The sequence below is a fragment of the Rhizobium sp. CF080 genome, assembly GCF_000282095.2.
GTDB lineage: Bacteria > Pseudomonadota > Alphaproteobacteria > Rhizobiales > Rhizobiaceae > Neorhizobium.
This window is the reverse complement of the sequence record NZ_AKKC02000004.1, coordinates 1,701,109-1,714,641: the sequence shown is the minus strand read 5'-3', so window position 1 is coordinate 1,714,641 and position 13,533 is coordinate 1,701,109. Positions and strand designations below refer to the sequence as shown.

The window sequence follows — 13,533 nt, the reverse complement described above, 5'->3', positions numbered from 1 at the left end:
CAGGAAGTACAATGGCGATCATGGAAGAAGAAGCGGGCAGCAAGGACATCATTGCCGCTGAACACGTCAGGCGTCGACGGGGGTTCCGTTTCCGTGAGAGCCTGATGGACGCGCTGCCGGCCGTCCTATTTCTGGCCACGCTTCTGGCGATCTGGAAGGTGACCTCGGGCTTCATGCCGCCGGTGCTGATCCCGTCGCCCGAGCGGGTGGTGACGCGGTTCATCACAATGTGGTCGACGCCGGGTTTTCTGTCCTATGCAGGCATGACGGTCATTCACGTGGCATGTTCGGTGGCGATCGCCTTCATGCTCGGCCTCCTCGTCGCACTGACCGTGCAGTTCGTGCCGCTGTTCAGGAACGCGGTCTATCTGCGGCTGGCGCCGTTCCTCAATGCATTTCCAGGCGTCGGCTGGGCGTTTCTGGCGCTGATCTGGCTCGGTATCAATTCGCCCGCGGTGATCTTCGCTTCGTCGGCCGCGCTTTTGCCGCTCGCCATCATCAATCTCGGCGCCGGCCTCAAGGAAATGAACAGCGAGGCGCTGGAGATGGCGCTGAGCTTCAGCCGCAATCGGCGCCGGCGCATCTGGTGGGTCATGCTGCCGCTGATGTTTCCCTATATGTTCGCGACGCTGAGGCTCTGCTTCGGCGTCTCGTGGCAGATCGTGCTTGTCGTGGAGCTCCTGAGCGGTGCGCCGGGTCTCGGCGCCGTGGTCAGCGTCGCCCGCCAGCGTTACTGGACGGATATGATTTTCTCCGTCGTGGTGCTGATCCTGATTGCCGTCTTCGTCACTGATCGCCTGATCTTCGCGCGGCTGCAATCCCGTATTGGAAAGGTCTACAATGTCTGAGCAACGGTCATCGAAGGGCTTCTATTCCAGCGAACGCGCGGTTGCCGATTTCCTAGTCGTCGCGGTGGTCATCGTCTGGTGGCTGACCGCCCGCTCCATGCCGCAGGACGTGTTCCCCGGGATCGGCCGCATCGCCCAGGCATTCTTCGGCTTGGGCGCGAGCAGCGAGTTCTGGGTCAATGCCGGCACGACCGCCATGCGCATCATTGGCGCGGTGTGCATCGCGACCTTTGTTGGAACTCTGCTCGGCATCCTGCCACGCTATATCCGCTGGACGGGGGGTATTGTCGACAACATCCTCGTGCCCTTCTTCAGTTCATTTCCGGGCATTGCCTGGGCGATCCTCGGCACCATCTGGTTCGGGGTCACGTCGCAGGCCGTGCTGTTCGTGCAGGTGCTGATCATTCTGCCGTTTGCGCTCGTCAACGTCGCGGAAGGCGCCAAGGCGATCGGCACCGAAGAGGTGGAGATGGCGCGGTCGTTCACCCGTAACCGGTGGACCGTATTCTGGCGGGTCGAGCTGCCGCTCATCTGCCCCTTCATCATCGCCTCGGTGCGAATCGCCTATGGCGTCTGCTGGAAGATCAGCCTGGTCGCCGAGCTTTTTGGGGCGCAATCAGGCATTGGCTATATGATGCAGCTCTCTCAGGATATCGGCGCGGTCGACCGCATTCTGGCACTCTGCATTTGGATCGTCGTTTTCGTGATGATCGGCGAGCGCCTGATCATCGATCGCATCGCGAACTTGGTGGATCGAACCGGCAGCAAGCCAAGGCCGCCGATGCGGCGCCTCAGCTTTCTGTCGAAGGGATAGGTCATGTCTCAAAAAATCCTGGTCTGGGGCGCCGGTGCGATCGGCGGGACGGTCGGCGCTTACCTGTCGCGCGCCGGACACGAGGTCGCTTTCGTCGACAGTTCGCCGGTCCATGTAGAGGCGATCAAAAGGGATGGCCTTCGCATCGAAGGCCCCGTCTCGCAGTTCACCACCCGCGCGCCGGCCTTCCTACCGGATGCGGTCGAAGGCGAATGGCCGATCGTCGCGCTTGCGGTGAAGGCGCAACATACCGACGCCGCCTGCCGGCAACTGATGCCCCGGCTGGCACCGGACGGTTACGTCCTCTCGCTGCAGAACGGCCTCTGCGAAGTGGTGATCGAAGGCTTGGTCGGTCGCTCGCGGACCATGGGCGCGCTTGTTGGCTTCATGGGCGACCAGCTCGGGCCGGGAGTGGTGCGGTTCGGCCAGCGCGCCAAGTTTTGCGTCGGCGAACTGGACGGCCGCATCAGCGATCGCGCCACCGCACTCGGACGGCTGCTGAAGGATTTCGAGCCGAATGTCGAGGTCACCGACGATATCTGGGGTTACCTCTGGGGGAAACTCACCTTCATTGCGCTGCTCTATGGAACCGCCTTGGGTACGTCGAAGCTTACGGAACTCTTCGCCTCCGAACCTCTGCAACCGGTGTGGCGCGAACTCGCCGGCGAAATGGTGGCGGTCGCCGTCTCAGAAGGTGCGACGCCGCGTGCCTTTGATGGGCTCGAACCGGCCGCCTTTGCGGCTGGTGCCTCCCGGGAGGCCGCGCGGCGCAGCATGCAGGCGATGGCGGCGCTGCTGGTCGACAGCCCCAAGACCCATTCCGGCATCTGGCGGGACATGGCGATCCACAAGCGCCAGACCGAGGTCGAAACGCAGATCGGCCCGGTTCTGCAGATCGCCGCCCGCAACCGCATCCGCGTGCCGGCGCTGACGCGGCTTCTGGCGATGATCAGGAGCGTCGAAACCCACCAGATCGCCCAGTCCGACGCGCTGATCCCCGAGCTTCTCGAAGGCTGGCCGGAGCGCGCGCCGGCTCCGGGAGCAAGTTCGGGAGCGGCTTTGTGATGCGAGGAAAGCCATGACACCGCCCGCCAAGAAGACGGCCCCGGCAAAGCGCCATACCCATAACTTCATCGATCGCAATGACGAGGCGTTTGCGCGGCTGAACGACGCCCTGTTCTATTTCGGCGAGCTTGGAATGCAGGAACACCGCTCGGCGGCCCTGATGTGTGACCTTCTCGAAAAGGAAGGTTTTTCGGTCGACCGAAACCCTTCCGGTTTCGAGACTGGCTTCGTCGCCCGCTATGGCAGCGGCAGGCCGTTGATCGCCATCCATACCGAATACGACGCCAACCCCACAAACTCGCAGCAGCCCGGCATCGACGAGCAGCGCGAAATCGTCGCGGGCGCGCCGGGCCATTGCGAGGGCCACAATGTCAACGCCGCCTGCATGATCACCGCCGCTCTCGCGATCAGGCACGCGATGGATGAATATCGCCTGCCGGGTGAAATCCGCATCGTCGGCGCGCCGGCCGAGGAGCAGTTGATCAGCCGGCCCTATTACGTCCGCGACGGTCTATTCGACGATGTCGACGTGGCGCTGCATCCTCATATCCTCGACGAATTCCGTTCCGATTTCGGCCTCATTCAGGCGGCTGCCATTTCCGTCGACTTCGTCTTTTCAGGCCGCGCCGCCCATGCGGCGGTAGCACCCTGGGATGGGCGGGATGCGCTCGACGCGGTGATCCTGATGGACAACGGCATGGCCCAGCTTCGCGAGCACATGATGCCGGGGCTCACCATGCACCGGGTCATGACCCATGGCGGCGAGCAGCCGAACATCATCCCGGCCCGTGCTTCCGTCTGGTGGTATTTTCGCGGCCCGACGACTGAGAGCGTCGATCTGCTGTTCCAGCGGGCGAAGGAAATCGCCGAGGGCGCGGCGATGATGACGGGCTGCAGGGTCGAGACCGCGATCCGCGCCGCCGTCTGGCCTGTCCTGCTGACGCCCAAGGTCGCGGAAGTCATCCAGCGCAATATCGAGGCGGTCGGCATGCCGGAATGGACGGCCGACGAACAGGATTTCGCCCGTCGCCTGCAGAAGGCGGCCGAGAAATCACAGATCGGCCTGCGTCCCGCCATCACTCCTTTTGCCGGCCCGGCCCGGCAAATTTCCGCTTCGAACGATTGCGGCGACGTCTCCTGGAAAGTACCGATGGGCCGGCTCTGGTTTCCGGCCAATATCCCGCATATCCCGTTCCACCACTGGTCCGCGGGAGCGGCACTCACGACCTCGATCGCCCATAAAGGTGGCATCGCGGGCGCCAAGGTCCTGGCCGGCACAGTGATCGACTACCTGACCGATCCGACATTGGTCGAAGAAGCGCAAACGTCTTTCCGGGCCGAGATCGGTGACACGGTCTATCGCCCGCTGATTCCACTCGACCAGCCGCCGCCGCGCTCGCTCAATGCCGAGCTGATGGACCGTTACCGGCCGGCCATGGAAGCCTTCTACCCGGCGCAATTGCCGGTTTTCACCTGATATTCAATAACGACGGGAGACAAGGCCATGCGTGGTCCCGACAGAAAGAACTGGCATCTGCCCGACAACGCCCGGATCGCGGTTTCAGTGAACCTGGCGCTCGAAGCCTTCCGCAACAAAAGCCAATTGACGCTGGAATCCCGGCTCGGCAAGGTCGATCATTTTTCGCTCTCCTATGCGGAATACGGAGCACGCGCCGGCGTCTGGCGCATCCTCGACCTATTGGATGAACTCGACCTCAAGGCTTCCATGTCGATCAACGGCAAGGCCGCCGAACTCTATCCGCAAGCGGTCAGGGCGACAGCCGATGCCGGCCACGAGGTCGTGGCGCATGGCTGGGAAAACGACATCCTCAACGAGGACGGTGATCCCGCCAAGGAACTCGATGAGATCCGCCGAGTGACGGCGGCGATTACCGAGGCGGCGGGCACCCGACCCTATGGCTGGACGAGTCCAGGTTCGGCCGGATCGGAGAACACGCTCGATCTGCTGGCCGGCGAAGGCTACATCTGGAACGGCGACCAGGCCAATGACGACCTGCCCTACAGCACCACAACCAAGCATGGCCCGATGATGATCCTGCCGCGGGTGAACATGCCGCAGAACGACCTTATCATGTGGGCGAAATCCCACAATCCGCCGAGCGTCATCCTCGAAAGTTTCAAGGATACGTTCGACGAACTCTACCAGGAAGGTATCAAGGGCTCCCCAAAATGGGTCGAGATCGTGCTGCATGCCCATATGGGCGGCCGGCCGACGCTCATCCCGACCATCCGCCGGTGCATCGCCTATGCGCGCCAGCACGAGAGCGTCGCCTTCGTTCGCAAGGGCGATCTTGCCCGCTGGGCCGGCCAGCTCGAAGGCCTGTCGCTCTAAACTTTCAGTTCGCGGCCGATCAACAAGTCGTTCGCTGATCGGAAAGTCGCGGTCGGTTCGCCGTTTCAATGAATAGTGGTTTCCTTACAATGGCTTAATCGGGAAACCACTTTATCTGAACCGGAGTTGGCATGCAGAAGACAATCTTCATGGACGATGGCCCAGCCTTCAAGCTTGGCCTGTTTGGGTACCTTCACGACGGCGGCGTGACGATGACAAAGGTGGCCGAGCGCTGGCCCGGTCGCTGGAACGACATTGCAGCCATGGCGACCTATGCGGATGAGGCGGGCCTCGACTTCCTGCTGCCTTATGCCCGCTGGAAGGGAATGCCGGGCGAGATCCCGCAGCGAACGCATTCCTTCGAGACGATCACCCACGCGGCGGCGTTGACGGGCCTCACAAAACGTATCGGAGTTTTCGCGACCGTCCATACTTCCATCATCCATCCGGCGATCGCTGCCAAGATGATCATGACGGTCGACCAGGCTTCGCAGGGCCGGGCGGGCCTCAATATCGTCTGCGGCTGGAACCAGGACGATTTCGACATGTTCGGCATCGAACAGCTTCCGCACGACGAGCGTTATGCGCATGGCCGCGAATGGTTCGAGATCTGGTCGCGGCTGACCTCTGGCACCGACGCGCCGTTCGATTACGAAGGCAAGCATTTCCACGGAATCAAGCACGCCTTTTCGCAGCCAGGTAGCATCCAGCGTCCCTGGCCGCTGGTCATCTCTGCCGCCTATTCGCCCGCCGGCCGCAACTTCGCAATCGAGACGTCCGATTACCTCCTGACCGTCATGGAAGATGTCGAAGCTGGCCGCAAAGAACTTGCAGCGCTCGCCAGTCAGGCAGAAGCGACCGGCCGGACAGAACCCTTGAAGCCGATTGCCGTCTGCTACGTCGTCTGCCGAGAGACACGCGCCGAGGCCGAGGCATTCCATCGTTACTATGCGGAAGAAAATGCCGACAATGTCGGCGTTGATTACTGGCTGCAGGGACGTCAGACCAAGGCGATGCTGCCGGAGGCGCTCTACAAGCTGCGCTCCCGCATTGCCGGTGGCAATACCAATTTCCCGTTGATCGGCACGCCGCAGGACATCGCCGACCAACTGATCGAGCTGCAACAGGCAGGTTTTGCTGGCGCCGGCATCGGCTTCCTGAACTACCTGACCGACGTCCCGGTTTTTGTCGAAAAAGTCGTACCGCTCTTAAAGAAGGCCGGCCTGCGCGGATAAGGCGGTGCTCAATGAAATGGGCCGCGCTTGCAAGCGCGGCCGTTTTGTTTTGCCTGCAACGAAGCAGAAGGCCCTCAGCTCGGCTCAGCGGTCAATTGCGAGGACTTCCGCCATTGCGTGGCGGAAAAGCCGTAGCGGTTTTTGAATGCGGCGGCGAAATGGGCCTCGCTGCGAAAACCGACGCGATGGGCGATCTCGCGCACCTGCAGCGAGGATTTCTGCGGATCGGCAAGCTCCGTCTTGGCTGTCTCGAGCCGTGTCGTGCGCATGTAGGCGCAGACGGATTCGCCGGATTCCTGGAACACCTTGTGAAGATAACGGACAGATATGCCCATCGCCTCGGAGATCTTGTTGGGATCGAGACCGTAGTCGGAAATATGGCTTCGCACATAGGCCGAGCAGCGTTTGAACAATGCGTTCCGCCCCGAGGAACCGAACATCGACTGGCTGTCGGCCTCCACCGCGACGGTCACCACGTCGACCACTTGGTTGGCATAGCTGTAGGAAAGCTGCGGCGGCACATACTTGATCTCGTTGATCAGCATGCGCAGCAGACCCTTGGCGATCCGCCAAGGCAGTTCGGTGCAGGGAAGCGGCTGGGCGCTCATCCGAGCCATGTTGCGCAGCCGCGCCTGGAGCTGGAAGGCGGGAACGAAGACACCGAGCAGCCCGACATCGCCATTCGCCGAAAACCGGATTTTGGCGCCGCTGTCCAGCAGCATGTATTGGCCCTCGCGCAGGCTGGAAAGCCGCCCGGCCTGTGCAATCGATATCTGCCCGCGCTCGACGAGCAGCAGCAGGTATTTGCCCGGGCGTTCGAGGCAGAGTTCGGAAAGCTCGGCGATCGTTGCTGGTTTGTCGCTTGATATGGATATCAACTCGACATCACCAAGCGAGATCATCGCGGGCGCGAACGGTGTTCTTAAGGGGCGTCTCTGTATTGCTAATCGTTGCATCGCCTTGCGCCTTTTCGAAGTTGCATCAGGATAAGCGATGGGAGCTTTGGGTACAGGCAAGCCGTCCGCCCGGAGCGGCGGTTGGTCGGGCCTTGTGAACCGGTTCCCGTCGGTTCAATTTGTTATTATTTATAGTAAGTATACATACTATATGAGTGCGGTCAATTTCATTTTTTGATGGAAATCAACGACGCCGACGAGCGCCGACCGGGCGTTCGGCGATTTTATGGACATTCGGAGCATGCCCTGGTCCCCTGTGCCTTCGGACGAAAACGATGATGCGCCCGGACACATAAGCGCGCTGGATAACCGTTGCCGGCACGAGGGCGATCTTTAGCTTCGGGCTATCCACGATGATCTGAGGACGGATTCGAAGATGACAACAAGACAGCGTTTTCCACGGCAATGGGCTTGGCCGGACGGCAAGAAAGTGGCCTTCACCATCGGTGTTCCCTTCGAGGCCTTCGAGAACCAGAGCCAGTTCAATTTCGTCGCGACGCCCGGAAAACGGGATGCATTGTCGCTATCCTATGCGGACTACGGCTGGAAATCCGGCATCTGGCGCCTCCTGCATTTGCTCGACAAGCATGGCGCCAAGGCGTCAATGGCCACCAACGGCCGCGCCGCCGAACTGCACCCGGATATCGTGCGTCTCTGCGCCGACGAGGGTCATGAGATCATGGGCCACGGCTGGGTCAACGACATCTACGTCAAGGATGCCGGCGAGGAGATCGAGCGCGAAGAGATCCGCCGCTGCACCCGCGTCCTCACCGAAGCGACTGGCGGCATCGCACCCGTCGGTTGGACGAGCCCCGGGAGTTCCGGTTCGGAACACACGATCCGCCTCTTGAAGGAAGGCGGCTATATCTGGAACGGCGATGACCTCAGCGACGACCTGCCGTTCATCGTCAGCACGGATGGCGGACCGTTTGTGATGATGCCGCGCCAGAGCATCGCCACAAACGACATCACCCACTGGGTTTTTTCGCGCAATTCGCCGAACGTCATGTGGGAAGGTTTCAAGGATACGTTCGACGCCATCTATGCCGAAGCGCAGGATGGCTGGCCGCGCTGGATCGACATCACCCTCCACGCCCATATGGCGGGCCGCCCGACCTTGATTCCGGTGATCGAGAAGATGCTCTCCTACGCGGCAAGCCACGAGGGTGTCTATTTCACCCGCAAGCGCGATATTGCCGAATGGACGCTGGCCCGCGAAGGCGCCTGATGGGGCGGACCATCGATATCTGACATCAGGGCCGGCCGCAGATCGCGCGCCGGCCTTTCGTTTAGCCCCCGAACAAAAAAGGGCGGGCCGAAGAGACCCGCCCAACCTATCTACCGCCAGATGTTCAGGCGGCTTCCGCCTTCAGCCCGTCCTGGAAGGCAAGCAGCATGCGCAGGAACTCATCCGGCTGTTCGCGGAAGGGAAAGCTGCCGCTACGGTTGATCAGGTGGAAATGCGCCGCCCGCTGCTTCGCCGCGATGATCCGGTAGAGCCAGACGCCATGATCGACCGAGACCAGCGGATCATTTTTCGCCCAGATGATCTGCGTCGGAACCTGCACGCCCTCTTCGCGGGCGATCCGGAAGAAGCGCGATTTCGTCCGCATGATCGAGGTGAACACGTCACTGTCGGAAGGCGCCGCATCCGGTTTCGCATAGGCGCTGTGCCCGTCCCTGGCCGCAGCGGCCACGGATGCCTCGATCAGCGCAGCATCGATATGGTGATGGCTGTAGGATAGGCGATCGTAAGCCCAGGCTTGCGAATCCGCCGACCAGAGCGGAGCGGGCGGGCTGATGAGCGACAGGTTCTCGACGCCGTCGCCGGTTGGCGAGGCGGCATTGCTGGCGACGATCGTCAACGATGCCAGCAATTGTGGCGCGGTGATCGCAATCCACAGCGCGACGAGCCCGCCAAGATCATGCCCGAGAAGATGGACGCGTCCGCCGCCTTCCGCCTCGATCAGCGCGATGACGTGGGCCGCCATCGCGTCGATGGTCAGCGCTTCCGGCGCCGGCCCGGTCTCGCCGCTGCCGAGCAGGTCAGGCACGATCAGCCTGCGGCTCTTGGCAAGCTCGCTGAGGATGCCGCCCCAGAGATGTGTGCCGCCGCAGAAGGGCGAGAGCCCCGGGGAACCGCCGTGCAGGAGGACGAGGGCAGGGCCGTCTCCCTTGCCGCCGGTCAGGAAATGCGTCTGCGTGCCGGCGATCGAGGCGTGGTTATTCTTGAGACGGGTCATCGCCATCATCCTCGTGCGCTGTAAAGATTGACGAAATTGGCAAGCAGCGCGTTGAAGCGCTCGGGATGCTCGCGATAAACGAAGTGGCCTGCCTCGTTGATGATGTTGAGGCTGGTCCGCCGCTCGTGGGCCGAAACCATGTTGAACATTTCAACGCCGCGTTCCGCCACCACGGTGCGGTCGTTGAAACCCCAGACGATCTGGGTTGGCCGCTGCAGCCGTCCCTCGTTGATCCAGGCGAGCGTTTCCCGTTTGTAGCGGGCGAGGTCCGGTAGGAAGAGCCGCGTGCCGAGCTTCTCGTCGACCATCTTCCGGACGCCCCGGCGGTAGCCCTCCTGGGAAAGAACGTCCATCACGACGTCGATCCAGTCCTCGGTCACAACATGCGGCTTGTAGCAATAGTTCTCGTAGACCCAGCGGGCGCATTCGCGGGTGCCGGGCTGGAACGGCGGGTTGGCGAGCGTCACCTCGTTCGTGCCGACGCCCGGGCTGAGCGTGCCGCTGGAAACGATGGTCAGCGAGCGCACCAGTTCCGGGAACTGCATGGCGACCCGCGCCGAGGCGAACCCGCCGCGGGAATGGCCGACGATATGCACCGGCGGCAGTTTCATTTCCCGGATGAAATCGGCGATATGGGCGACCACCGCCGTCATCGTATAATCCTCGTCGCGCAACGGCACGTCTGTATAACCCTGGCCGAGCTTGTCGGGAACGACGACGCGAAAATGCTCGGAAAGCGGCACGGCGTTGATGCTCCAGACCGAGGCGCTGGACGAGGCGTCGGCCCCGCCGAAATTGCCGCCATAGATGAAAACAATGGTTTCCGGTCCGTTGCCCAGGTCGTGATAGGCGGTGCGCACGCCCTTGACGTCGATGAACGATTTCGGCGGGAAGGCATTGGCCTGGCTTGCCGCATCAGTCGCGGCTGCGTTGAGGTTCACGGGTTCTCTCCTTATGCAAATTGTCTTTGGTTGGATCGGAACGGCTGTCGCAGGCCGCGCTGCTCGAGGATCGGCATCACGTCGCGGTTGAAGCGCGCGAGCCCGTCGCGGAAATCCACCCAGGTGAAGAGGATGCCGTCGAGGCCTGCATCCGAAAGCTGGTGCAACCGTTCGGCGATGGATTCCGCGGTGCCAACCAGTCTTGTGCCGCCGCCACCAGCCGCGAAGCTGAGCCGCAGCTTCTGCAGCGTTTCCGGCGACATGCCCTGTGCCGTCGCGGCATTGCCGGCGATCCAGCCGTCGATACTGTCCCTGTCCTCGTTCTGGACCGCGTAATAGTCGAGATAGGCGTCGGCTTCCGCCAACGTGTCGCGCTGGACCATTGGCGCATAAGTCCATACCTGCACCTCGCGGCCGAATTCCTCGCGCCCAAAACGTTTGTAGGCATCGATCTGCTTTCTCCACTCCGCCGGATCCTCGGAATGCAGCAGCAGGAAGCAGATATCGGCATTTTCGCAGGCAAAGCGCCTACCGGTCTGCGAACCGCCGGCACTCATGATCGGCGGATAGGGGCGCTGGATCGGCTTCGGCATCGACATACCCCTGATGATCTTGAAGAAATTGCCCTCGTGATCGAGTTCCTCGCTCTCAGTCCACAGGCGCTTGATGATGCCGAGCCATTCCGCAAGATGCTCATAGCGCTCGGAATGTTCCTTCAGCGGCGCACCGAACATCTCCAGTTCCGGCTTGTTCCAGCCGGCGACTACGTTGAGGACCAGGCGACCGTTGGAAATGATGTCGATCGTCGCGCATTGCTTGGCGGCGGCGATCGGATGGATGGTTGGCGCATGGCTGGTCGCGAAGATTGCCGCATGCGACGTCGCTTGGGCGACACCCGCGGCATAGGTGAAGGGGTCGAGGATGATGCCGGCGGGATGATCGACCCGCCCCTGGATATATCCTTTCCAGCGCGCATAAGCGACGATCGCCTCGTAGCCGGCCTCGTCGGCGATCCGCGCGGTATCTATGACATTCTTCCAGGTCGGCTTAAATATCTCCGGCACCAGCGTCTGCGCCGAGCCTTTTCCATTCGTTCCGAATATGCCGATCTTCAGCCGGTTCGGGCCGAACAGAGGGTTGTTCGGCCGGTCTTCTGTCTCAGGCATGTGTGTCTCCTACGCTTGACGAAGAGTCGTTCCGGTCCCGAAGGACGGCAGTCTTCTCCCATGACCCAGACTTAAATTGCACGCAGATCGATATCCATCCGGGCACTTTCGCCTGAGTGCCCTGATCCTTTCGCTCATGCGACCCCGCGCTTTTGAGGCCGCTGGGGGTGGGCTAGGCACGAGGTCGGCAGTCGGCGCTGGAGCCAGATATGCATGCATCACGGAGGTGCCAAGGATGACCCAATTCAAATTCGACGGACGGCTGGCGGTAGTGACGGGTGCCGCGGACGGCATCGGTGCCGCGATCAGCAAGGCATTGTGGGAAGGAGGCGCCAGCCTTGCCGCGATCGATATCAAACCGGTGGACGAGTTGAAGATCACTGGCGGTGCCGTCGCGCCGGGACAAATCTTTCAAAACTATCTTTGCGATGCCACCAGTTCGGACGAGATCGTCTCCACCTGCAGAGCAATCGATGCCGATCTCGGGCCGACCGGGATCCTCGTCAACAATGTCGGGGGCGGCGGGTCCGACCAGTTGAACGACATCGAAACTTTGACCGACGAGGAATGGGATTTCGTGCTGTCGCTCAGTCTCGGCAGCACGATGCGCTTCTGCCGCGCGTTGGTCGGCGGCATGCGGTCGCGCTCCTATGGCCGGATCATCAATATTTCGTCCTCGTTGAAGGAGGGCGTCTTCGGTCCAGTCGGAACCGTGCGTGGACGCTTACCTTATATTGCCGCGAAAATGGGCCTGATCGGGCTCACCAAGCAGCTTTCCAACGATCTCGGCCCGTCCGGTATATCGGTTAACGCAGTCAGCCCGGGTCTGACGCTGCCGGGAGAAGACGCCAAGATCACCCAGAGGTTTCGCTCGCTGCCACCGGAGGAGCGGGCGAGGATGTATTCGCACATCCCGGCCGGCCGGCTGGCGACGGGAGAGGATATCGCCAACGCCGTCTGCTTCCTCGCGTCTGAAGCAAGCGGCTATATCAGTGGCGAAACGCTGCTCGTTGCCGGTGGCGGCTATCGCTGAGCGTCCGGGAGGGATTTTTCGATGACAGGAAGGGAGAGACTGATGTTGACTGCTGCTTTGGCCGGGGATCTTGTCGACGCCAACCACATTCTATTCGACCGCGGCATCGTCGACGGGTTCGGGCATGTGAGCGCGCGCGACCCGGATCACAAGGACCGTTTCTGGATCTCGCGCAATCTGGCGCCTGGAATGGTCACTGCGGAAGACCTGATGTGTTTCGACCTGGATGGAAACGCGGTCGATGACGATAGGACATCCTATCTGGAGCGGTACATTCATGCGGAGATCTATCGGGCGAGGCGGGATGTGCATGGCGTAGTCCACAATCACTCGCCATCGGTTATCCCCTTCACGGTGGCAAAGGGCGTTTCTCTTCGTCCCGTCTGCCATATGTGTGGTTTTTTGCGCAAGGAAGCACCGCTTTTCGAGATCCGCGAATGCGTCGGCGATGGCTCGAACCTGTTGATCAGCGACAGCAGGCTCGGTGCGGCGCTCGCTAAAAGTCTCGGCGAGGAGCCGCTGGTGCTGATGCGCGGACACGGCATCACGGTAGCAGGCGCAAACGTGCGCCAAGCGGTGTTCCGGTCAATCTATGCGGAACTGAATGCGAAGATCCAGATGCAGGCGATGGCGCTGAGCCCGGACGTGGTTTATCTCAGCCAAGCGGAAACAGATAACGCCAACGCGACGATCGACAGCCAGCTCGACCGCGCCTGGAACCTTTGGAAACAGCAGGTCGGCGCGCCCGCGCGACCCAATCCCCAAAACCGGTCAACTGAAATCGGCGACCGTCAGCGTGTGGATCCTGCGCGGTGAGCGAGTTCTGCTCTCATACGGGTCGCAGGGACGTTCCGTCGAAGGGGCACGGAGGGAGCATAA

At 61.7% G+C, this 13,533-nt stretch carries 13 protein-coding genes; 9 read left to right on the top strand and 4 right to left on the bottom strand.

The genetic code is table 11. The annotated features are described in order from the left end of the window. Positions 1 to 11 precede the first annotated feature (11 nt). From PMI07_RS14835 to PMI07_RS14810, 6 genes are all read left to right on the top strand, one after another. Positions 12 to 848 (top strand): ABC transporter permease subunit, encoded by an 837-nt coding sequence (locus PMI07_RS14835; RefSeq protein WP_007755050.1) that lies wholly within the window; start codon positions 12 to 14, stop codon positions 846 to 848. Continuing rightward, positions 841 to 1,662, top strand: coding sequence for an ABC transporter permease subunit (locus PMI07_RS14830; RefSeq protein WP_024163825.1), 822 nt, complete (start codon positions 841 to 843; stop codon positions 1,660 to 1,662). Before PMI07_RS14835 ends, PMI07_RS14830 begins: the two co-directional genes overlap by 8 nt. Before the next feature lie 3 nt (positions 1,663 to 1,665). Next, the gene (locus PMI07_RS14825; protein WP_007763538.1) at positions 1,666 to 2,727 is read left to right on the top strand and encodes a 2-dehydropantoate 2-reductase; all 1,062 of its coding nucleotides are present in this window, start codon (positions 1,666 to 1,668) and stop codon (positions 2,725 to 2,727) included. Between the two features lie 13 nt (positions 2,728 to 2,740). Beyond that, the gene (locus PMI07_RS14820) at positions 2,741 to 4,204 is read left to right on the top strand and encodes an amidohydrolase (RefSeq protein ID WP_024163824.1); all 1,464 of its coding nucleotides are present in this window, start codon (positions 2,741 to 2,743) and stop codon (positions 4,202 to 4,204) included. Between the two features lie 27 nt (positions 4,205 to 4,231). Further along, positions 4,232 to 5,080, top strand: a complete 849-nt coding sequence (locus PMI07_RS33615; protein ID WP_024163823.1) for a polysaccharide deacetylase family protein — start codon at positions 4,232 to 4,234, stop codon at positions 5,078 to 5,080. Positions 5,081 to 5,211: 131 nt separating this feature from the next. After that, positions 5,212 to 6,315 (top strand): LLM class flavin-dependent oxidoreductase, encoded by a 1,104-nt coding sequence (locus PMI07_RS14810; protein WP_007767458.1) that lies wholly within the window; start codon positions 5,212 to 5,214, stop codon positions 6,313 to 6,315. Between the two features lie 74 nt (positions 6,316 to 6,389). On the opposite strand, the gene PMI07_RS14805 is transcribed toward PMI07_RS14810, so the two are convergent. Then, positions 6,390 to 7,217 carry an AraC family transcriptional regulator gene (locus PMI07_RS14805; protein ID WP_037086338.1) on the bottom strand — a complete coding sequence of 276 codons (828 nt, stop codon included), beginning with the start codon at positions 7,215 to 7,217 and terminating at the stop codon, positions 6,390 to 6,392. Positions 7,218 to 7,647: 430 nt separating this feature from the next. On the opposite strand from PMI07_RS14805, the gene PMI07_RS14800 reads away from it, so the two are divergent. Then, on the top strand, positions 7,648 to 8,499 hold the full coding sequence (locus PMI07_RS14800) for a polysaccharide deacetylase family protein (protein ID WP_007767467.1): 852 nt from the start codon (positions 7,648 to 7,650) through the stop codon (positions 8,497 to 8,499). A gap of 124 nt (positions 8,500 to 8,623) precedes the next feature. Here PMI07_RS14800 and PMI07_RS33610 read toward each other — a convergent pair whose 3' ends face one another. From PMI07_RS33610 to PMI07_RS14785, 3 genes are read right to left on the bottom strand one after another with little or no spacing between them, the layout of a single operon-like run. Next, positions 8,624 to 9,514 (bottom strand): alpha/beta fold hydrolase, encoded by an 891-nt coding sequence (locus PMI07_RS33610; RefSeq protein WP_007767474.1) that lies wholly within the window; start codon positions 9,512 to 9,514, stop codon positions 8,624 to 8,626. A 5-nt stretch (positions 9,515 to 9,519) separates the two neighbouring features. Next, on the bottom strand, positions 9,520 to 10,455 hold the full coding sequence (locus PMI07_RS14790; RefSeq protein ID WP_007767476.1) for an alpha/beta hydrolase: 936 nt from the start codon (positions 10,453 to 10,455) through the stop codon (positions 9,520 to 9,522). 11 nt (positions 10,456 to 10,466) lie between these two features. Then, complete coding sequence (locus tag PMI07_RS14785; RefSeq protein WP_007767479.1) at positions 10,467 to 11,621, bottom strand: LLM class flavin-dependent oxidoreductase; 1,155 nt, start codon at positions 11,619 to 11,621, stop codon at positions 10,467 to 10,469. 235 nt (positions 11,622 to 11,856) lie between these two features. Here PMI07_RS14785 and PMI07_RS14780 point away from each other — a divergent pair, with 235 nt between their 5' ends. Together PMI07_RS14780 and PMI07_RS14775 are read left to right on the top strand one after the other, a co-directional pair. After that, on the top strand, positions 11,857 to 12,654 hold the full coding sequence (locus tag PMI07_RS14780; protein WP_007767482.1) for an SDR family NAD(P)-dependent oxidoreductase: 798 nt from the start codon (positions 11,857 to 11,859) through the stop codon (positions 12,652 to 12,654). A 42-nt stretch (positions 12,655 to 12,696) separates the two neighbouring features. After that, a complete protein-coding gene (locus PMI07_RS14775; RefSeq protein WP_155956464.1) occupies positions 12,697 to 13,470 on the top strand; it encodes a class II aldolase/adducin family protein in 774 nt (257 codons plus the stop codon). Positions 13,471 to 13,533 lie beyond the last annotated feature (63 nt).